This is a genomic window from Pseudomonas sp. B7 (assembly GCF_016735645.1).
Taxonomy (GTDB): Bacteria; Pseudomonadota; Gammaproteobacteria; order Pseudomonadales; family Pseudomonadaceae; genus Aquipseudomonas; species Aquipseudomonas glycinae.
This window is the reverse complement of record NZ_JAERRE010000001.1, coordinates 400629-420357: the sequence shown is the minus strand read 5'-3', so window position 1 is coordinate 420357 and position 19729 is coordinate 400629. Positions and strand designations below refer to the sequence as shown.

The 19729-nt window shown below is 60.3% G+C and carries 18 protein-coding genes; 11 read left to right on the top strand and 7 right to left on the bottom strand.

Annotated elements, in window-relative coordinates:
• The first annotated feature begins 167 nt into the window (after window positions 1-167).
• Complete coding sequence (locus JKA62_RS02075) at window positions 168-1409, top strand: glutamine synthetase family protein (RefSeq protein ID WP_181457874.1); 1242 nt, start codon at window positions 168-170, stop codon at window positions 1407-1409.
• A gap of 68 nt (window positions 1410-1477) precedes the next feature.
• Complete coding sequence (locus tag JKA62_RS02070) at window positions 1478-2836, top strand: MFS transporter (protein ID WP_011335513.1); 1359 nt, start codon at window positions 1478-1480, stop codon at window positions 2834-2836.
• A gap of 59 nt (window positions 2837-2895) precedes the next feature.
• Here the strand turns inward: JKA62_RS02070 and JKA62_RS02065 are convergent, their stop codons facing one another.
• The 4 genes from JKA62_RS02065 to flgA all read right to left on the bottom strand — a co-directional run bounded on the left by JKA62_RS02065 (window position 2896) and on the right by flgA (window position 5536).
• Window positions 2896-3630, bottom strand: a complete 735-nt coding sequence (locus JKA62_RS02065) for a flagellar brake protein (protein WP_011335512.1) — start codon at window positions 3628-3630, stop codon at window positions 2896-2898.
• A 95-nt stretch (window positions 3631-3725) separates the two neighbouring features.
• Window positions 3726-4193 carry a flagella synthesis protein FlgN gene (locus tag JKA62_RS02060; RefSeq protein WP_011335511.1) on the bottom strand — a complete coding sequence of 156 codons (468 nt, stop codon included), beginning with the start codon at window positions 4191-4193 and terminating at the stop codon, window positions 3726-3728.
• 48 nt (window positions 4194-4241) lie between these two features.
• The gene (flgM, locus tag JKA62_RS02055; protein WP_007960324.1) at window positions 4242-4568 is read right to left on the bottom strand and encodes a flagellar biosynthesis anti-sigma factor FlgM; all 327 of its coding nucleotides are present in this window, start codon (window positions 4566-4568) and stop codon (window positions 4242-4244) included.
• Between the two features lie 206 nt (window positions 4569-4774).
• A complete protein-coding gene (gene flgA / locus JKA62_RS02050) occupies window positions 4775-5536 on the bottom strand; it encodes a flagellar basal body P-ring formation chaperone FlgA (protein ID WP_084777063.1) in 762 nt (253 codons plus the stop codon).
• An 82-nt stretch (window positions 5537-5618) separates the two neighbouring features.
• Between flgA and JKA62_RS02045 the strand changes: the two genes are divergently transcribed.
• The 6 genes from JKA62_RS02045 (at window position 5619) to flgE (ending at window position 10625) form a co-directional block, all read left to right on the top strand.
• Complete coding sequence (locus JKA62_RS02045) at window positions 5619-6551, top strand: chemotaxis protein CheV (RefSeq protein WP_201816002.1); 933 nt, start codon at window positions 5619-5621, stop codon at window positions 6549-6551.
• A 47-nt stretch (window positions 6552-6598) separates the two neighbouring features.
• Window positions 6599-7426 (top strand): protein-glutamate O-methyltransferase CheR, encoded by an 828-nt coding sequence (gene cheR, locus JKA62_RS02040; RefSeq protein WP_007960327.1) that lies wholly within the window; start codon window positions 6599-6601, stop codon window positions 7424-7426.
• 238 nt (window positions 7427-7664) lie between these two features.
• Complete coding sequence (flgB, locus tag JKA62_RS02035; RefSeq protein WP_007960328.1) at window positions 7665-8072, top strand: flagellar basal body rod protein FlgB; 408 nt, start codon at window positions 7665-7667, stop codon at window positions 8070-8072.
• A gap of 3 nt (window positions 8073-8075) precedes the next feature.
• Window positions 8076-8519: a flagellar basal body rod protein FlgC gene (gene flgC, locus JKA62_RS02030; protein WP_007960329.1), complete on the top strand. Its 444-nt coding sequence runs from the start codon at window positions 8076-8078 to the stop codon at window positions 8517-8519.
• A 15-nt stretch (window positions 8520-8534) separates the two neighbouring features.
• Entirely contained in the window at window positions 8535-9263 is a 729-nt protein-coding gene (gene flgD / locus JKA62_RS02025) for a flagellar hook assembly protein FlgD (RefSeq protein WP_011335508.1), read from the top strand.
• Window positions 9264-9293: 30 nt separating this feature from the next.
• Window positions 9294-10625: a flagellar hook protein FlgE gene (flgE, locus tag JKA62_RS02020; protein WP_197871820.1), complete on the top strand. Its 1332-nt coding sequence runs from the start codon at window positions 9294-9296 to the stop codon at window positions 10623-10625.
• Between the two features lie 686 nt (window positions 10626-11311).
• On the opposite strand, the gene JKA62_RS02015 is transcribed toward flgE, so the two are convergent.
• On the bottom strand, window positions 11312-14206 hold the full coding sequence (locus tag JKA62_RS02015) for a ribonucleoside-diphosphate reductase subunit alpha (protein WP_011335505.1): 2895 nt from the start codon (window positions 14204-14206) through the stop codon (window positions 11312-11314).
• Window positions 14207-14941: 735 nt separating this feature from the next.
• Between JKA62_RS02015 and JKA62_RS02010 the strand changes: the two genes are divergently transcribed.
• Both JKA62_RS02010 and JKA62_RS02005 read left to right on the top strand, forming a co-directional pair.
• Window positions 14942-15664 (top strand): response regulator, encoded by a 723-nt coding sequence (locus JKA62_RS02010; protein ID WP_201816000.1) that lies wholly within the window; start codon window positions 14942-14944, stop codon window positions 15662-15664.
• Window positions 15661-17271, top strand: a complete 1611-nt coding sequence (locus JKA62_RS02005; RefSeq protein WP_201815989.1) for an ATP-binding protein — start codon at window positions 15661-15663, stop codon at window positions 17269-17271. Before JKA62_RS02010 ends, JKA62_RS02005 begins: the two co-directional genes overlap by 4 nt.
• Window positions 17272-17277: 6 nt before the next feature.
• Here JKA62_RS02005 and JKA62_RS02000 read toward each other — a convergent pair whose 3' ends face one another.
• Both JKA62_RS02000 and JKA62_RS01995 read right to left on the bottom strand, forming a co-directional pair.
• Complete coding sequence (locus JKA62_RS02000) at window positions 17278-18003, bottom strand: 4'-phosphopantetheinyl transferase family protein (protein ID WP_201815979.1); 726 nt, start codon at window positions 18001-18003, stop codon at window positions 17278-17280.
• Between the two features lie 92 nt (window positions 18004-18095).
• The gene (locus tag JKA62_RS01995; RefSeq protein WP_201815977.1) at window positions 18096-18887 is read right to left on the bottom strand and encodes a dienelactone hydrolase family protein; all 792 of its coding nucleotides are present in this window, start codon (window positions 18885-18887) and stop codon (window positions 18096-18098) included.
• 142 nt (window positions 18888-19029) lie between these two features.
• Between JKA62_RS01995 and JKA62_RS01990 the strand changes: the two genes are divergently transcribed.
• Window positions 19030-19635, top strand: a complete 606-nt coding sequence (locus JKA62_RS01990; RefSeq protein WP_064598671.1) for a hypothetical protein — start codon at window positions 19030-19032, stop codon at window positions 19633-19635.
• Window positions 19636-19729: the final 94 nt, after the last annotated feature.

Genomic DNA, 19729 nt, shown 5'->3' with positions numbered 1-19729 from the left:
GAACAGCCGAAGCCTATTTTGTCCGGGTCGCCGTTCGCGGCTCGCACAATAACAAGGATTGCGTCATGACAACCGATGGCCAGCGTTCACTCGCGCAGCGATTGACGGGCATTGATGAGATTGAATGTGTCACGCCGGATTTGAACGGTGTGCCACGGGGCAAGGTAATGACCGCCGAGGGCTTCCTCGAAGGGCGGCGTTTGCAGTTGGCCCGAGGGGTGCTGCTGCAATGCATCATGGGCGGCTATCCCGCCGCCAAATTCTATGGCAGCGATGACGGCGATCTGGCGCTGGTGGCCGATCCTGCGCAGATTCACCCATTGCCATGGAGTGAAGAGCCACGGGCCTTGGCAATCTGTGATGCCGACGAGCTGACCGGCGAGAGCTCCAACCTGTCGACCCGTGGTCAGCTCAAGAAGGTCATTGCCCGCTACGCAGCCCTCGGTCTGGCGCCGGTGGTGGCGACCGAACTTGAATTCTTTGTATTCGCCCCGAACACCGACCCGACCCAACCGTTCCAGCCGCCAGTCGGTCTCGACGGTCGTCGCGAGGACGGTCATTCGGCGTTCAGCGTCAGTTCCAACAACGGTCTGCGACCGTTCTTCAGTGAAGTCTATAAATGCATGGCCGCCCTCGGTCTGCCGCGCGATACTTTCATGCACGAAATGGGCGTCAGCCAGTTCGAGATCAACTTGCTGCACGGTGATCCGCTGTTGCTGGCCGACCAGACCTTCCTGTTCAAGCACCTGCTCAAGGAAGTCGCGCTCAAGCACGGCCTGACCGTGGTGTGCATGGCCAAGCCGCTGGCGCACACACCGGGCAGTTCGATGCACATTCACCAGAGCATCGTCGAAATCGGCAGCGGCAAAAATGTGTTCAGCGACGCGGATGGCCAGCCGACCGCGATGTTCCGCCACTTCATCGGCGGGCAGCAGGCAGGCATGGCTGATTTCACCGCGCTGTTTGCACCAAACGTCAATTCGTACCAGCGCCTGTGCCATCCGTTCGCGTCACCGAACAATGCCTGCTGGTCCCACGACAACCGCGCCGCCGGCCTGCGCATTCCGGCCAGTTCGCCGGTCGCACGCCGTGTCGAGAACCGTTTGCCGGGCGCCGATGCCAACCCGTATCTGGCCATCGCTGCGAGCCTGGCTGCCGGCTTGTACGGCATCGAGCATGAGCTGGAACCAAGCGAAGCGATTCAGGGCGAGTTCGACGTGCCGGACCATCTTTCGCTGCCGTGTACCTTGCACGCGGCGCTCGAACGTCTGAAGCGCAGCCAGCTTGCAAAGGAACTGTTCGGCACGGAGTTCATCGAAGGCTACATCGCTTCGAAGACCATGGAGTTGACCAGCTTCTTTGATGAAATCACTCCCTGGGAACGCCGTGTTCTAGCAGCCCAGGCCTGACGAAATGTCGCCGTCGGGCTATCGTTTGATAGCCCGATACTTACTGCAAGGAGCCGCTCGGAACGCCGATGCGCCAAATCTGGAAATCCTTTCGAGCGCTGTATTTCGCCTCGCTGATGATGTTGATCGGCTCGGGCCTTCTTTCTACTTATCTGGCTTTGCGTCTGGCTGCCGACCATGTCGACGGGTTGTGGGTCGGTGCGTTGATGGCCGCCAACTATTTCGGTCTGGTGCTGGGCGGCAAGATTGGTCACCGCTTGATTGCCCGGGTCGGGCATATCCGCGCCTACTCGGCGTGTGCCGGGATCGTCGGCGCGGCGGTGCTCGGTCACGGGCTGGTGGACTGGTTGCCGGCGTGGCTGGTGCTGCGGACCATCGTCGGTCTCGGCATGATGTGCCAATACATGGTGATCGAGAGCTGGCTGAACGAGCAGGCCGACGCCAATCAGCGCGGTCTGGTGTTCAGTGGCTACATGATCGCGTCGTACCTGGGGCTGGTGCTCGGTCAGCTGATTCTGGTCATGCACCCGGGCCTTGGCCTGGAACTGCTGATGCTGGTCGCGCTGTGTTTTGCCCTGTGTCTGGTGCCGGTGGCGCTGACCCGTCGGATTCACCCGGCACCGCTGCATCCGGCGCCGATGGAGCCGCGCTTCTTTATCAAGCGTGTGCCGCAGTCGCTGAGCACGGTGCTCGGGGCCGGGCTGATCATCGGTTCGTTCTATGGTCTGGCGCCGCTGTATGCCTCCCAGCAGGGGCTGTCCACCGAGCAGGTCGGTCTGTTCATGGGTAGCTGCATTTTTGCCGGGCTGGTGGTGCAGTGGCCGCTGGGCTGGTTGTCCGACCGCTATGACCGGGCGCTGTTGATCCGCTGTTTCGCGCTGTTCCTCGCGGTTGCTTCGTTGCCACTGGCGATCCTGCCGCAAGTGCCGCTGGAGGTGCTGTTCGTGGTCGGCTTCCTCTGTTCGCTGGTGCAGTTCTGCCTGTACCCGTTGGCGGTGGCGTTCTCCAACGACCACGTCGAAGGCGAACGTCGGGTGTCGCTGACGGCGATGCTGCTGGTGACCTACGGCGTGGGCGCCAGTATCGGGCCGCTGGTGGCCGGGGTGCTGATGAAGCTGTTCGGGCCGCAGAGCCTGTACGCGTTCTTCACCTTTTTCGCGCTGGTGCTGGTGTGGCGGATCCGGCCGAAAGCCGTGACCAATCTGCACCAGGTCGACGATGCACCGCTGCATCACGTGGCGATGCCGGACAGCATGTCCAGCTCGCCGCTGGTGGCTGCGCTTGATCCGCGGGTGGATGAACAAGTGGTGCAGGAGCAGATGCAGAATACGGTCGCTCCGGAGCCTGAACCCGAGCCAGAACCTGTCGCGCCAACCGACTCGACAATCGAAGGCGAAGGGCCGGACATCAGCCCCGCCAGACCGTGATTCAGGCATAAAAAAACGGGCAGTCACCGCAGTGACTGCCCGTTTTTTATGCTTGCCGATCAGAGGTCGTCTTTATCGAACCGACGCGCTTCGCGTTGCAGTTGATAAACGAAACGCTCGACGTTGCGGGCCGCCGGGCCGCTGATGTTGTGAAAACGCAGGCCGGCGAAAGTGATGTTGAGTTTTTCTTCGAAGTGCAGGTAACGCAACTCGACCGAGGTCGGCTGGTTGCCGAACAACGGCGCGGCGATCAGACGATCATAAACCTGGCCCAATTGCAGACGGTCGGTGATGTCGCCTTCGAAACGCAGTTTGCAGCCAGTGGCGGAGATATCCAGCAGTTTGCCGTCGATCGGTGCCTTGAGCTTTTCGCCACCGAGCACAACGCTGACCAGATCGGTCAGCTTGAGGGCTGCGCGGAAGGCGTTGCGGCGCTGGTGATAAACCACTTCGGTGGGCAGGTCGCCGGTGTAGAAGCGGTCGCCACTGGATTCTTCGATGTTCAGCGTGCCGTTGCATTCCCAGGCAATGCGCACACCGTCATGAAAACCTTCGACCTTGAACGGCTCGCCGGCGAGCAGGAAGCGTTCGCCATCGCGCGGGATCATCTCGTCCAGGGCAATCGTGGCGGTTTCCCGGTCAACCTTGATCAGATAGCTCTGGAAGCGCTGGCTGCGCTCGTGGAAGGTGATGATCAGCGGATCATGGCTTTCAAGCAGCTGGCGCAGATTGCTGGAGATCTCCAGGGGCGTGGTAAGCACCTTTGGGGGCTGCGGAGCGTCATCATTGGACACGTTAAATCAATCTCCAGACAAAATTTGACTACGGCTGGCCAGTATTTTGCCAGCATGTTTCGCACGTTGATAGGGCGCAAGCATGGAAGAAAGCATCACGCCTGGCTGAGCGCGCGTGGTTTCTGCAGTTTGGAGAAGGTGCCACTGGCATCGTAGAGCGCGGGAGGCTCGCCGCCGGTGAGGATTTTCAGCTGATTGGCCGTGGCGGCCTGCTGCATGACGATCGATTGGCCATTTCTGGCATTGGCTGCCTGGCACTGGGCGATCAGATCGGTCAGGACATCGCTCTGGCTCAGCAACTGGTCGCCGATGCTCGACTGGCTGGCCAGTTGTTCCAGGCCGGCGCGGTCGATCGACAGATTGAGGCTGGCGAGGATTTCGCTGCGTTTGCGGCCATGCTGTTCGAGCAGAATGATCAATGCCTGCTTGTTCGCCAGAATTTCTTCCAGCAGAGGCATGTCGCGACCGTGCAAGGCGAGGGACTCGGTTTGCAGTAACTCCAGCAATTGTTGAGCTGGAGCAAAGTCGTCGATGATCAGTTGCAATAGATTAGTGTCGTGCATGGCTGGCCTTGGGTTTTAAGCGTCCAAAAGCCTGGCGCAGACCGAGGCCTAGCGCTGGGCTTCGAAGTTGAGCAGTTTGCTGGCTACACGGTTGCTGTCGACTTTATAGCTGCCATCGGCAATCGCTGCTTTCAATTCGGCCACGCGGGCTTTGTCGACGGCAGGCTGATCGCGCAGCTTGTCAGTGACCTTCTGCAACTGTTGAGCCTCATTGCTGAGGTGTACCGATTCCCCGCTTTTTGCGGTACTGGCCTGTTCGGCCGGGGTATTCAGCGGCGCGGAAGTGCCGGTTTCGGCGGTTTCCTTGGCGTTGCTGGTACGTGTACTGCCCGTAAGTGACGAGGAGCTGTTCAAACGGCTGAAATCGATGACCATGTTAAAAACCTCTGGGAATTTGGACGCTTGCCATGTTCTCGGCCATCCCCTGGAAAACTTTAGGCTCATTTAGCAATGAGCTTGCATGCGCCGTTGCAGATCCTGCTGCGGCACAGTTTAGGGAACAGCTCTGGTCAGCGCCAGTTTTCTGCTTGAGTACTCAGGGGCTTTTCAAATATCCGTTCATTCTGCCGCTCACTCGCCGCTTACATCGCTACTTCCACCTGGCCGGGCGCCACAACCTGCGCCTTGATGACCCGTTGGGAGTTGAGGTTTTTCACCCGAATCTGTTCTTTCAGGCCGCCGTTGGCCAGCGCTTCGCCCGGCATCCGCACGGCGAGGGTACCGCTGCGGGCGGTGATCACCACCTGATCGCCCTTGCGAACCACTTCCGCCTGTTCCAGATGCACCAGGGTGATGACTTGATCGGCGACCGTTGGTCGGGTCAATTTCTGTCCGATGGCTTCATCCACCGACGTCAGGAAACCCTGGTTGATCGTGCTGACGTCGCGCTCGCGCAAGGTCACGTCCTGCGGCTCGATGATGCCGGCGCGTTTGAGTGGCCGCGTGGTCGTGACAATCTCGCGAAACAGGCGGACTTGAGCGGGCACGAACACCGTCCAGGGGGAGGCGCCTTCGCAGCGGACCTTCACCGTGACACGGCCCAAAGGACGTGCCGGACTCTCCAGTGTCGCTGTCAATTCCTTGTCGCACATAGGCATGCGCATGCGTGGATCGAGCTGGTTGACCTCGATTTCATAACGGCCTTCCGTTTGACTGGTAGCCAGATAGTCTTCTACGGTGAATTCAAGAAAGCCCTGAGTGACGCCGATAAGCATGTCAGGCAAGGTAACCGCATCAGCAATGGCAGGGCTGCCAGCGAAAAACAGGCAAACGGCGGACATCGCGCAAAGCCCTCTGCGGAGGGGAGATGTCAGGCGTCGGAAAAATGTCGTTTGAGCGTTCATACGAGTTAAAAAGCAAGCGCCGTGCCGTTTAGCAATGAATGTGCGTCGCAACAACACTTGGCGTTGGTGTAGGAGTCTGGGCATGGCTGGTGTAATGGATTCGGTGAACCAGCGCACGCAACTGGTGGGGCAGAATCGCCTGGAGCTGTTGTTGTTCCGTCTTGACGGCCAGCAGCTCTACGGGATCAACGTGTTCAAGGTTCGGGAAGTGCTGCAGTGCCCGCAACTGACGCTGATGCCCAAGTCCAGTCCTGTCGTGTGCGGGGTGGCGAATATCCGGGGGGCGACCATTCCGATCCTTGATCTGGCGATGGCGACCGGCTCCGGTGCTTTGAAAGACAAGAACAGTCCGTTCGTGATCATCACGGAATACAACACCAAGACCCAGGGTTTTCTGGTGCGCTCGGTCGAACGTATCGTGAACATGAACTGGGAAGAGATTCATCCGCCGCCCAAGGGCACCGGACGCGATCATTACCTGACCGCTGTGACTCGGGTCGACAATCAGTTAGTCGAAATCATCGACGTCGAGAAGGTGCTGGCGGAAGTTGCGCCGACACCGGAAGCGATTTCGGTCGGCGTGGTGGATGTCGAGACCCAGAGCAAGGCGTTGTCTCTGCGGGTGCTGACGGTCGACGACTCGTCGGTGGCGCGCAAGCAGGTGACGCGTTGCCTGCAGACGGTCGGCGTCGAAGTGGTGGCGTTGAACGACGGCAGGCAGGCGCTCGATTACCTGCGCAAGCTGGTCGACGAGGGCAAGAGGCCGGAAGAAGAGTTCCTGATGATGATCTCCGACATCGAAATGCCGGAGATGGACGGGTACACCCTGACGGCCGAGATCCGCAGCGACCCTCGCATGCAAAAGCTTCATATCATCCTGCATACTTCGTTGTCGGGTGTGTTCAATCAGGCGATGGTCAAGAAAGTCGGTGCCGATGACTTCCTGGCCAAGTTCCGTCCTGATGACCTGGCATCCCGGGTAGTCGACCGGATCAAAGCAGCAGATATCAGCTAAGGGCCTTTTGTCCCTGGCGTTCAACACGATTTAAGAGGCGGCATCATTTGTCTACGGGTAATTTGGATTTCGAACAGTTCCGGGTCTTCCTGGAAAAAGCCTGTGGCATTTTGCTCGGTGAAAACAAGCAGTACCTGGTCTCGAGCCGTCTCAACAAACTGATGGAGCAGCAAGGCATCAAGTCCCTGGGTGAGCTGGTACAGCGCATCCAGACCCAGCCGCGCAGCGGTTTGCGTGAGCAGGTGGTCGATGCCATGACGACCAACGAAACCCTGTGGTTTCGCGACACCTATCCGTTTGAAGTCTTGAAGAACAAGGTGCTGCCCGAAGCGATCAAGGCCGCTCCCAACCAGCGTCTGCGGATCTGGTCGGCGGCCTGTTCGTCGGGTCAGGAACCGTATTCGCTGTCGATGTCGATCGATGAGTTCGAGCGGACCAACATCGGCCAGTTGAAGATGGGCGTGCAGATCGTCGCTACTGATCTGTCCGGCAGCATGCTGACCAACTGCAAGACCGGCGAGTACGACAGCCTGGCGATCGGTCGCGGTCTGTCCGCCGATCGCCTGCAGCGCTACTTCGACCCGAAAGGGCCGGGGCGCTGGGTGATCAAGGCGCCGATCAAGAACCGTGTGGAATTCCGCTCGTTCAACCTGCTCGACAGCTACGCAAGCCTGGGCAAGTTCGACATCGTGTTCTGCCGCAACGTGCTGATCTACTTCTCCGCCGAGGTGAAGAAAGACATCCTGTTGCGCATTCATAGCACGCTGAAGCCGGGCGGTTATCTGTTCCTTGGCGCTTCCGAAGCGCTGAACGGTCTGCCGGATCATTACCAGATGGTTCAGTGCAGCCCGGGGATCATCTACCAGGCGAAGTGATCAAGACCGGCAACACAGGAAACGGGAGTCCTCAGGGCTCCCGTTTTTTTATGCCCAAAGGTTTTGCCGGTGGGCAGGCGGCAGAAAAGCGGCATCCGGCGGAAACCGGTTGCCGCTTTTCTGGCATTGCCGCGTTGCCGTTTCCGCGCAAGGCCCCGTAATCCGGGGCTTTCTCAAACTGGCACGACGCTTGCTATAACCCTGTTACGAAAAATCCGGTCACCTGAAGGTTCCCGACATGAGCATCAGCTTCGATAAAGCGCTCGGCATTCACGAAAAGGCTCTGGGCTTCCGCGCCCAGCGTGCCGAAGTGCTGGCCAACAACATCGCCAACGCCGACACCCCGAATTACAAGGCGCGGGATCTGGAGTTCTCCAAAGTGCTCGAAGCACAGAGCCAGAAGAACGCCAACGGCACCATCGCCCTGAACATGACCAACAGCCGTCACATCGAAGCTGAAGGCCTGGGCAATGGCGACGAGTCGCTGATGTATCGCACGCCGATGCAGCCGTCGATCGACCAGAACACCGTGGACGCCCAGCTGGAACAGTCGAACTACGCGGAAAACGCCGTCGGCTTCCAGGCCAGCTTCACCCTGCTCAACAGCAAATTCAAAGGGCTGGTGTCAGCCCTGCGCGGAGAGTAATCCATGTCCCTGTCCAGCGTTTTCAACATTGCCGGCAGCGGCATGAGCGCCCAGACCACCCGTCTCAACACCGTGGCCTCGAACATCGCCAACGCCGAGACCGTCTCGTCGAGCATCGACCAGACTTATCGCGCCCGTCACCCGGTGTTCGCCACCATGTTCCAGGGCGGCCAGAGCGGCGGCAGCAATTCGCTGTTCCAGAACCAGGACGCAGCCGGTCAGGGCGTGCAGGTCATGGGTGTGGTCGAAGACCAGAGCAACCTCGAAGCGCGCTACGAGCCGAATCATCCGGCGGCCGACGCCAAGGGCTACGTCTACTACCCGAACGTCAATGTGGTGGAAGAAATGGCTGACATGATTTCCGCGAGCCGTTCGTTCCAGACCAACGCCGAAATGATGAACACCGCCAAAACCATGATGCAGAAAGTGCTGACCCTCGGTCAGTGATAAGGGGCGACTGCCATGAGTGTTTCCGATACCACCAGCAGCCTGACGATGAAGGACATACTGGCCAACTCTTCGAAGAAGACCAGTAGCACCACCACCGGCGGCATTGCTTCGGCCACCAATAGCGCGACCGGCGGTCAGGCGCTTGGAAAGGACGCGTTCCTGCAACTGCTGGTGACCCAGCTGAAGAACCAGAACCCGCTGGACCCGCAGGACAACAGCGCATTCGTTGCCCAGTTGGCGCAGTTCAGCAGCCTCGAGGGGATCACCACCCTCAACAGCACCGTCAGTTCGCTGGCCGGCAACTACAACTCGTCGCAAGCCCTGCAGGCTTCGTCGCTGGTGGGCCGCAACGTGATCGTGCAGACCAACACCGCGCAACTCGATGATCCGAGCAAAGGCCTGACCGGTACGGCGACTGTTCCGTCGTCCATCGCCGGCGGTACCGTGACCATTACCGACAGCAGCGGCAAAACCGTCCGTACCATCGATCTTGGCAGTCGCGCTGCCGGTCCTGCCAGCTTCACTTGGGACGGCAAGGATTCGTCCGGCACCCTGGTGCCAGTCGGTACTTACACCTTCAAGGCCAACGCGTCGATCAACGGCACCGCGACGGACCTGGCAACTTATCTGCCGGCCACCGTCAACAGCGTGACGATCAGCCAGACCGGCGGCGAGCTGATGCTCAACCTGTCCGGCAAGGGCACGGTCGCCCTGTCCAAAGTACAAACCATTGGTATATAGAGCCGACTAACCGGCACAAAGGAGTGGAATATGTCTTTCAATATCGGCCTTAGCGGTCTCTATGCAGCCAACAAACAACTGGACGTGACCGGCAACAACATCGCCAACGTCGCGACCGCCGGTTTCAAATCCTCCCGCGCGGAATTCGAAGACGTGTACTCGTCGACTCGACTGGGCAGCGGCAGCAAGGTCATCGGCAACGGTGTGCGCCTGGCCAACGTTTCCCAGCAGTTCACCCAGGGTGACATCAACAACACCGGCAACGTGCTGGACATGGGCATCAACGGTTCCGGTTTCTTCACCATGAGCAACAACGGCTCGATTTCCTACACCCGTGCCGGTACGTTCAAGGTCGACAACAACGGCTTTATCACCAACACCGACTACACTTCGCGCCTGCAAGGTTACGGTGTGGACTCCAACGGCAAGATCATCAACGGCGTGTTGACCGACCTCAAGATCGACACCTCGAACCTGGCGCCGAAGTCGACTTCGTCGGTGACGTCGACGATCAACCTGAACTCGTCGGAGAAGCCGATCGATCAGACTGCTTTCCCGTTCGATCCGTCCAAGCTCGAGTCCTACACCAAGCAGTTCAGCACCCCGATCTATGACACCCAGGGCAACTCCCACGTCATGGATCAGTACATGGTGAAAACTTCCGACAACACCTGGAAGGTTTACACCCTGGTAGACGGGCGCAACCCGGATGCAACCGGCAGCAACCCGGTCACTACGCCACCAGTCGCGTCGACCCTGACCTTCGACAGTTCTGGCAAGTTGCTGCAGGTCAGCACGCCAAGCACGTTGCCGCCTCCTGCACCGAACCCGATCATCAGCAGCGACCTGAAGCTGACTGGCTGGGTACCGGGCACCGTGACCAACGGCGTCTTCACCCCTAACGGTGCGGCAGCCAACCCGGCAGGTGTGACCATTTCCCTGGCCAAGACCACTCAGTACAACGCTGACACCGCGCGTTCGATCCCGACTCAGGATGGTTACGCCACCGGCCAGATCACCAACCTGACCATCGACGGCACCGGCACGCTGTTCGCCAACTTCAGTAACAACCAGAGCAAGGCCATCGGCCAGGTTGCACTGGCCAGCTTCACCAACGAGCAAGGCCTTCAGCCGATCGGTGGCACCGGCTGGAAAGAGACTTTCGCATCGGGTGTCCCGGGTTACGACGCGCCGAAAACCGGTACGTTGGGTGAGGTGGTATCCAACTCGCTGGAAGAGTCCAACGTTAACCTGACCAACGAGCTGGTTGATCTGATCAAGGGCCAGAGTAACTATCAGGCGAATGCCAAGACCATTTCGACTCAGAGCACTATCATGCAGACCATTATTCAGATGACCTGATTTCTGGGTTTGGTTTTGTATGGGAGCCCCTCTTTTTGAGGGGCTTTTTTTTGGCTGCGGTTTGGGGTGTTTATCCGTTTCTGCGGGTGTTGCCGCTGGCGGTTTCGCCCTTACGGCGAGTCCCTTTTGCAAACGCCCAAAAGGAACCAAAACGCTGGGCCCCGGCGTTCGGCACCTCGCTTTGGCTCGGTGTTCCTTCGTTACGGGATTCATCCGGGGGCATCGCCTACGGTTTGCTTCGCTGCACCTCCTCTCGATGCATGCGGCTGCGCCGCACGGTCGCTGCGCTCCCACCCCCGGATAAATCCCTCCACTCAGCCTTCCGATGGGGCCGGCATGTCAAAAGCGGTACTCGAGCTAACGCTCATCGTGTTGAGTGGTGGAGAGCGGAAGCAGAAGCAGCAGCGGAAGTGGAAGCAGGAGCAGAGAAAGCAGGAGCAGAGAAAGCAGGGGTTGAGTTGTATGCGTTTCAAAACCCAAGTTCAGCTCGGTATTTCACGTCGGCGTATCTCTATAAAACACCTCGGTCAGTTCCCTCTCCCTCTGGGCGGTCCGACGTTTCGGGAGGGTTAGGGTGAGGGGTTTTGCTTTTGCTTTTTCGTGGGCAAAAGAAAACCCCCGACAAACCAGAAGTCTGTCGGGGGTTTCTCGGATCAGGCGTTTTGCAACGCCCGATTCAGCTCAGCTTATTGGCAAGCTTCGCAATCCGGCTCGTCGATGGCGCAAGCCTTCGGTACTGGAGCAGGGCCGGCAGGGGCTGCCAGGACCGAGTCGTCACCGTGGTTGCCGCCGCTGGATACAGCGTTCAGCTTGCCGGTGTTGATGGTCGACTTCTCGGTGCTGGTCGCGGCCAGGGCACGGAGGTAGTAGGTGGTTTTCAGACCACGGTACCAGGCCATGCGGTAGGTCACGTCCAGCTTCTTGCCCGATGCGCCGGCGATGTACAGATTCAGCGACTGGGCCTGGTCGATCCACTTCTGACGACGGCTGGCGGCGTCAACGATCCACTTGGTGTCCACTTCGAACGCGGTCGCGTAGAGCTCTTTGAGTTCTTGCGGGATGCGCTCGATCTGCTGAACCGAACCGTCGTAGTACTTCAGGTCGTTGATCATGACCGAATCCCACAGACCGCGAGCCTTCAGGTCGCGAACCAGGTACGGGTTGATCACGGTGAATTCGCCCGACAGGTTCGATTTCACATACAGGTTCTGGTAAGTCGGTTCGATCGACTGCGATACGCCGGTGATGTTGGCGATGGTCGCGGTCGGTGCGATGGCCATGATGTTCGAGTTACGGATGCCTTTCTGTACACGGGCGCGAACCGGTGCCCAGTCCAGGGACTCGGTCAGGTCGACGTCGATGTACTTCTGGCCGCGTGCTTCGATCAGGATCTGTTGCGAATCCAGCGGCAGTACGCCTTTGGACCACAGGGAACCCTGGAACGTCTCGTACGAGCCGCGCTCGTCGGCCAGGTCGCAGGAAGCCTGGATCGCGTAGTAGCTGACCGCTTCCATCGACTTGTCGGCGAACTCGACGGCAGCGTCGGAACCGTAAGGGATGTGCTGCAGGTACAGCGCGTCCTGGAAGCCCATGATGCCCAGACCGACCGGACGGTGACGGAAGTTGGAGTTCTTCGCCTGCGGTACCGAGTAGTAGTTGATGTCGATCACGTTGTCGAGCATGCGCACCGCAACGTCGATGGTGCGCTTGAGCTTGGCGGTGTCCAGCTTGCCGTCGACGATGTGGTTCGGCAGGTTGATCGAGCCCAGGTTGCAGACCGCGATCTCGTCCTTGTTGGTGTTCAGGGTGATCTCGGTGCACAGGTTCGAGCTGTGAACCACGCCGACGTGCTGCTGCGGGCTGCGCAGGTTGCACGGATCCTTGAAAGTCAGCCATGGGTGGCCGGTTTCGAACAGCATCGACAGCATCTTGCGCCACAGGTCTTTGGCCTGGATGGTCTTGAACAGCTTGATCTTGCCCGGGTATTCGGTCAGGGCTTCGTAGTACTCGTAGCGCTCTTCGAAGGCCTTGCCGGTCAGGTCGTGCAGGTCCGGAACTTCGGATGGCGAGAACAGGGTCCACTTGCCGTCATCGAAGACGCGCTTCATGAACAGGTCAGGAATCCAGTTGGCGGTGTTCATGTCGTGGGTACGACGACGATCATCACCGGTGTTCTTGCGCAGCTCGATGAACTCTTCGATGTCCATGTGCCAGGTTTCCAGGTAGGCACACACAGCGCCTTTGCGCTTGCCACCCTGGTTAACGGCGACGGCGGTGTCGTTCACCACTTTCAGGAACGGAACCACGCCTTGCGACTTGCCGTTGGTGCCCTTGATATACGAACCCAGCGCACGAACCGGGGTCCAGTCGTTGCCCAGGCCACCGGCGAATTTCGACAGCATGGCGTTGTCGTGGATCGCGTGGTAGATGCCCGACAGGTCATCCGGCACGGTGGTCAGGTAGCAGCTCGACAGTTGAGGACGCAGGGTACCGGCGTTGAACAGGGTCGGGGTCGAAGCCATGTAGTCGAACGAGGACAGCAGGTTGTAGAACTCGATCGCACGGTCTTCTTTCTGCTTCTCTTCGATGGCCAGGCCCATGGCCACGCGCATGAAGAAGATCTGCGGCAGTTCGAAACGCACGCCATCCTTGTGGATGAAGTAACGGTCGTACAGGGTCTGCAGGCCGAGGTAGGTGAATTGCTGGTCGCGCTCGTGGTTGATCGCCTTGCCCAGTTTTTCCAGGTCGAAGGAGGCCAGCACAGGGTTCAGCAGTTCGAACTCGATACCTTTGGCGACGTAGGCCGGCAGGGCCTTGGCGTACAGGTCGGCCATTTCGTGGTGAGTGGCGCTCTCGGCCACGCCCAGGAAGCCCAGGCCTTCGGCACGCAGGGTGTCCATCAGCAGGCGGGCGGTCACGAACGAGTAGTTGGGCTCGCGCTCGACCAGGGTACGGGCGGTCATTACCAGAGCGGTGTTGACGTCGTTCAGGGCCACGCCGTCGTACAGGTTCTTCAGGGTTTCGCGCTGGATCAGGTCGCCGTCGACTTCGGCCAGGCCTTCGCAGGCTTCGGTGACGATGGTGTTCAGGCGGCCCATGTCCAGCGGCGCGAGGCTGCCGTCGGCGCGGGTGATGCGGATCGACGGGTGCGCCTGTACCGGAGCTTCGGCGGTGGTGCGGGTAGCGCGTTCCTTGGAACGGGCATCGCGGTAGATCACGTAGTCGCGAGCCACTTTCTGCTCGCCGGCACGCATCAGGGCCAGTTCGACCTGGTCCTGGATTTCTTCGATGTGGATGGTGCCGCCCGACGGCATGCGACGCTTGAAGGTCGCGGTGACCTGTTCGGTCAGGCGGGCAACGGTGTCGTGGATTCGCGACGAAGCGGCAGCAGTGCCGCCCTCAACTGCGAGAAACGCTTTGGTGATAGCGACGGTGATCTTGTCATCGGTGTAAGGAACGACAGTGCCATTACGCTTGATCACGCGCAGCTGACCAGGCGCGGTGGCAGCCAGATCCGAATTCGAATCGGCGGCCTGCGGCAAGGTGCCCTGCGGGTTCTCGCGAGTTGTGTCGGTTTGCATGGGTGTCTCCACGTTCTCTATGTTTGTTTGGGCACCATCACGGTGCCCACCGTTCCGTCCTGAAGCACTACAACCGGCAGTTGCCGGGTAACGACTTCGGGACAGTTCAGGAAGGGGGCCTTGTGGGCGCCGCTTCCATGCCGAAGTCTTCGGTTCGCGCGATACGCGTGAAACCGCATTCCTTTCGGGGAGCAGTTCGGGACTGCAACACCCGTACCGTTTACGCCGCGCGCGACTGAAAAACGGTAGCCATCCGCAGGCGCGGTTTGGGCTTCTGAAAATACGTTTGGTTCAACCCGACAATGGCAATAAAAAGCCTTGAATTCACTGTCCGGTTTGTGTTTGGTTTTTTGGCCTCAACCCCTACATGTAGGGTTTTTTCAAGCGCGGGCTACAAGATAATGCGTTTTGGGGGAGGAATGCAACGGACAGCCTGTGGATAACCCTGTGCGTAAATTGTGTGCGAAATGTCGAATTCACGTGTAGGCCGCGAACCTGCTGAGCTAGACCGTTTGTCACTGTTTTTTCGCCGGGAAAAACGCTTCAGCGGATTTTTAAGGGCGCGAACCCTATCACAAAAATCCGCCTTGTCCGAACGCATTTACCGACTTGTGTTCTGGCTGTACGCCGTTTATACAATCGGCCCATGCGCACGCATTCTTATCCTCCTTAAAGATGACAAAAAGACGGGAGGATCCTTCCTTTATAAGCAGCATCGGCAAGCAGAGGTCACCCGTGGAGCAAGAAGCCTGGCAGGTATTGATAGTCGAGGACGACCAGCGTCTGGCCGAACTGACCCGTGAATACCTGCAAGCCAACGGATTGCGCGTGGAGATCGAAGGCAACGGCGCGCTGGCGGCGGCGCGGATCATCAAGGAGCAGCCGGACCTGGTGATCCTCGACCTGATGCTCCCCGGCGAAGACGGCCTGAGCATCTGCCGCAAGGTTCGCGATCGCTACGACGGGCCGATCCTGATGCTCACCGCGCGCACCGACGACGCCGACCAGATCCTCGGCCTCGACCTCGGTGCCGACGACTACGTCTGCAAACCGGTACGCCCGCGACTCTTGCTGGCGCGAATCCAGGCGCTGCTGCGACGCAGTGACACACCGGAGCCGGCAGCGGGCAATCCGCGTCGGCTGCAATTCGGCCCGCTGGTGGTGGACAACGCCTTGCGCGAAGCGTGGCTCAGCGACAGCGGCATCGAGCTGACCAGTGCCGAATTCGATCTGCTCTGGCTGCTGGTGTCCAACGCTGGACGGATCCTGTCCCGGGAAGAAATATTCACCGCGTTGCGCGGTATCGGCTACGACGGCCAGGACCGTTCGATCGATGTGCGCATCTCGCGCATCCGCCCGAAGATCGGCGACGACCCCGATCACCCGCGCCTGATCAAGACCATTCGCAGCAAAGGCTACCTGTTCGTACCGGAAGCCTGTGTAGAACTGCCGCTGTGAATTCGATCTTCCTGCGCATCTATGGCGGCATGTGCGCGGCGCTGATTCTGGTGGCGGTGCTCGGCGTGCTGGCGCTGCACCTGCTCAACCAGGTGCGCAGCGAGCAATACCGCGAGCGTCTGGCCCACGGCACGTTTTCGCTGATGGCCGACAACCTGCAGCCGATGAACGAAACCGAGCGCCATCGCGCCTTGCTGGTGTGGGAGCGGCTGCTCGGAATTCCGCTGGCATTGAAAACCTTTGCTCAGACCGATCTCGACCTCACCCAGCGCACTCGCGTGCAGCGCGGCCAGGCCCTGGTGGAGCAGACCGGGCCGCATGCGGCCAAGGTCTATCGGCTGGTCAGCGACAAGGAGCAGCTTGTGCTGGTGGGCGAGGTCCAGCAAATCAGCGAGCAACTGGCCCGGGCGACCATTTACCTGTTGGCCGATGAGCTGGTGCGGGTGCCGGTGGGCGAGCAACCCAAACGCCTGGCGCAATTGAAGGAAGACAAAGGCTTTGGCTTTGATTTGCGGCTGGTCACCGTCAGCGACGCGGACATGGACGAAGACCAGAGCCGTCGGGTATCCGAAGGCGATACGGTGATGGCGCTGGGCAAGGGCGGCGATTCGATCCGGGTGTTCGCCGGGATGGTCGGCACGCCGTGGGTGCTGGAAATCGGGCCGCTGTATCAGATGAACCCGTACCCGCCGGAATGGCTGGTTTTGATCGCCGCCCTCGGCCTGACCCTGATCGGCCTGATCGTCTATTTATTGGTGCGCCAGCTCGAGCGGCGTTTGCGTGGACTCGAAGCTGCGGCCACGCGCATCGCCAAAGGCAGTCTGGAAACCCGGGTGCCGGCCCGTGGTGCCGACTCGGTGGGCAAGCTGGCAGCGGCGTTCAACGGCATGGCCGAGCACTTGCAGCAGTTGCTCGCCATTCAGCGTGAACTGGTGCGCGCGGTGTCCCACGAACTGCGCACGCCGGTGGCGCGTCTGCGTTTCGGGCTGGAGATGATCGGCTCGGCCACCACCCCGCAGGCGCTGGAAAAATACCGCGAGGGCATGGACCACGACATCGAGGACCTCGACAAGCTGGTCGACGAAATGCTCACGTACGCCAGACTGGAACAGGGCTCGCCGGCGCTGACCTTCCAGCGCATCGACCTGGATGCGCTGGTCAATCAGGTGATCGAAGAGCTGGCGCCTCTGCGCGCCGAGGTCACGGTGCAGCGCGGTCTGTGCCTGTCGGCGGCGGATTGCGATGATGCCTGGGTCGAGGCCGAGCCGCGTTACCTGCACCGCGCCTTGCAGAATCTGGTGAGCAACGCCATGCGCCATGCGCGTTCGAAGGTCACGGTCAGTTATCAGGTCGGGCAGATGCGTTGCCGGGTGGATGTCGAGGACGACGGCCCCGGCGTGCCGGAAACCGCCTGGGAGAAAATCTTCACGCCGTTCCTGCGTCTGGACGACAGCCGCACCCGGGCGTCCGGCGGACACGGGCTGGGCCTGTCGATCGTGCGGCGGATCATCCACTGGCACGACGGCCGGGCGCTGATTGGCAAGAGCAAGAGCCTGGGCGGGGCGTGTTTCAGTCTGAGCTGGCCGAGGAATCAGGAGCGGCGCTGAAACTGCTTACGCCTGGATGCTGACCAGACTGAGCAACTGCCCGTCCTGCACGCCGAATTGCGCATCGAGCTCCGTGCCGTTGCGCCATTCGCTGGAGAGATCCGTCAGCAACCGCAGCCGCACCTGACCCTGTTCATTCCACTCCAGAACCTCGGCGTGTTCGAAGTAGAAGCGCTGCTGCACGATCGGGTACAGCGCCTTGAACAGGCTTTCTTTCACCGAAAAGGTCAGGGTCACCCAGAGTGCGATCTGATCCCGGGAACCGGCGGCCATGCGCTGCAATTCCGGCGGGGTCAGGATCTCTCCGGCCAGTCGTTCGGCGCGTTCGGCGTTGAGCAGGTTTTCCAGGTCCATGCCCAGCCCGCGCCAGTGCTGTTTGTTGGCGACAATCGCCGCCGCACGGCCGGTGCTGTGGGTGATCGAGCCGCAGATGTGCGCCGGCCAAATGGGCGCGCGATCCTCGCCGATCGCCGGAACAATGCTCGAGCCTTCCAGCTGCTGCAACGCCGCCCGTGCACAAATCCGCCCGGCAAGAAATTCCGCCTGCCGCTTGGCCACCGAACGCTGGATGCTCGACGGCGGCTCGATGGCGCTGCGGCGGAAGTCATCGCCGAGCAGTTGCGACGGGTCGAAATGGGTGCTCATAAACACGGTGTCGGGCAATGCGGTCGGCAGCGGCCAATGGGCATCGAGCGGAGTGCAGCAGGCGGGGAGGAAAGGGCTGGCAGTCATGTCGGGCATTTTGCCGGGTTGTCTTCAGGCTGGATAGTGCAGAGGAAGTGATCGTTCCTACGCAGAGCGCAGGAACGATCGGTTAACTGGAATCAGCCAAAGATTTTCTTGAAGAACGCCTGCATGTCCGACCAGGATTTTTCATCGGCGGCCTTGTTGTAGCCGATATCCGGGCCACCGTGATCGCCGTGGCTCAGGCGATCCGCGTCAGGATTGCTGAAGCCGTGCTTGGCACCGTCGAGACTGACGAATTGATAGTCGGCGCCGGCCTTGTCCATTTCCGACTTGAACGCCGCGACGTTGTCCGGGGTGACCATGCTGTCCAGCGCGCCGTGCTCGACGAGGACTTTCGCCTTCACGCTGCCCGGCGTAGCCGGCGTCTTGGTGGCCAGCGCACCGTGGAAGCTCACCACGCCGGCCAGCGGCACACCCTGACGCGCCGCATTCAGCACTACGCCACCGCCGAAGCAGTAACCGATGGCGGCGATTTTATCCTTGTCGGTCTGCGGCTGTTTCTTCAACAGATCCAGCCCGGCCTGAAAGCGCTTGCTCGCTGCATCGGCGTTCTGCGTGGCCGCCTGCATGAAGGCCATCGCGTCTTTCGGGTGCTCGGTGTTCTTGCCTTCACCGTACATGTCGATGGCCAGCGCGCTGTAGCCGAGCCCGGCAAGGTCCCGGGCGCGACGCTTGGCGTAGTCGTTCAGGCCCCACCATTCATGCACCACCACCACGCCGGGGCGCGGGCCCTTGATCGCGTCGTCGTAGGCGTAGTAACCGATCAGCTGGGTGCCGTCAGCACTCTGATAGGGGATTTCCTCGGTCTTGATCGCAGCCTGGCTGAGGCCGCTGAAGACAAGGAGGGCGAGGGTTAGAAGCAGGCGCATGATCGGGTCTCCTGACAATAAAGGGTCAAAACAGCCTAGTTCATTTCATTCAGGCCAGGTTCAGAGAGCGTTCAGGGGCGGTACAGGGGAGGGGCAGTAACCTTGCGCCATACCCAAACAGCACTGTGAAAGAGGAAACTCCATGACTCGTTTAAATAAACTGCTGCTGGCTTTTACCGTAATGAGCGCCAGTATCGCGGCCCATGCCGACACCACCAGCAACTTCGCCGGCCTGACCTTTGGCCAGACCAGCGACAAGATCAAAAAATCCAACGCCCTGAACGACAACCTCGGCCACCCGGACGCCACTGCGGCCATCGACGGCAACAACACCTACGGCCTGCGCCTGGGTCAGCAAAACAGCCAGGGTCGCTACTACGCCACCTACGACAACGTGTCGGGCTCGCACAATGGCATTAAACTGCGCCAGGAAAACCTGCTGGGCAGCTACGATCTGTTCTACCCGGTGGGCGGCAGCACCAAGCTGTTCGGCGGTGCCACGGCCGGTCTGACCAAGTTGACCCAGGATTCGCCGGGCTACAGCCGCGACAGCGACATCGGTTACGCGGTCGGCGGTCAGTTCGGTGTGCTGCAGCAAGTCTCGCAGAACACCTCGGTCGAACTCGGTTACCGTTACCTGCGCAGCAACGCCAGCACCGAGATGAAAGAGAGCGGCGGCAGCAAGCAAGGCTCGCTGGACTTGACCAGCAGCGCCCAGACTTACCTGTCGGCCAACTACGCTTTCTAAGCGATTGGCGTCAGGCCCGCGCCGGGTCGTCCTTCGAGGGGCGACCCGGCGCAGCCATGTGAGGCGAAAGCCTTTGGAGTTGTCGATTTACCCG

What these genes read in the sequence shown, in the direction of transcription:
- JKA62_RS02075 (WP_181457874.1), top strand. Translation starts at nt 168, where the DNA reads ATGACCGCCGAGGGCTTCCTCGAAGGGCGGCGTTTGCAGTTGGCCCGA.
- JKA62_RS02070 (WP_011335513.1), top strand. Translation starts at nt 1,478, where the DNA reads ATGCGCCAAATCTGGAAATCCTTTCGAGCGCTGTATTTCGCCTCGCTG.
- JKA62_RS02060 (WP_011335511.1), bottom strand. Translation starts at nt 4,193, where the DNA reads ATGCACGACACTAATCTATTGCAACTGATCATCGACGACTTTGCTCCA.
- flgM (WP_007960324.1), bottom strand. Translation starts at nt 4,568, where the DNA reads ATGGTCATCGATTTCAGCCGTTTGAACAGCTCCTCGTCACTTACGGGC.
- flgA (WP_084777063.1), bottom strand. Translation starts at nt 5,536, where the DNA reads ATGAACGCTCAAACGACATTTTTCCGACGCCTGACATCTCCCCTCCGC.
- JKA62_RS02045 (WP_201816002.1), top strand. Translation starts at nt 5,619, where the DNA reads ATGGCTGGTGTAATGGATTCGGTGAACCAGCGCACGCAACTGGTGGGG.
- flgB (WP_007960328.1), top strand. Translation starts at nt 7,665, where the DNA reads ATGAGCATCAGCTTCGATAAAGCGCTCGGCATTCACGAAAAGGCTCTG.
- flgC (WP_007960329.1), top strand. Translation starts at nt 8,076, where the DNA reads ATGTCCCTGTCCAGCGTTTTCAACATTGCCGGCAGCGGCATGAGCGCC.
- flgD (WP_011335508.1), top strand. Translation starts at nt 8,535, where the DNA reads ATGAGTGTTTCCGATACCACCAGCAGCCTGACGATGAAGGACATACTG.
- flgE (WP_197871820.1), top strand. Translation starts at nt 9,294, where the DNA reads ATGTCTTTCAATATCGGCCTTAGCGGTCTCTATGCAGCCAACAAACAA.
- JKA62_RS02015 (WP_011335505.1), bottom strand. Translation starts at nt 14,206, where the DNA reads ATGCAAACCGACACAACTCGCGAGAACCCGCAGGGCACCTTGCCGCAG.
- JKA62_RS02000 (WP_201815979.1), bottom strand. Translation starts at nt 18,003, where the DNA reads ATGACTGCCAGCCCTTTCCTCCCCGCCTGCTGCACTCCGCTCGATGCC.
- JKA62_RS01995 (WP_201815977.1), bottom strand. Translation starts at nt 18,887, where the DNA reads ATGCGCCTGCTTCTAACCCTCGCCCTCCTTGTCTTCAGCGGCCTCAGC.
- JKA62_RS01990 (WP_064598671.1), top strand. Translation starts at nt 19,030, where the DNA reads ATGACTCGTTTAAATAAACTGCTGCTGGCTTTTACCGTAATGAGCGCC.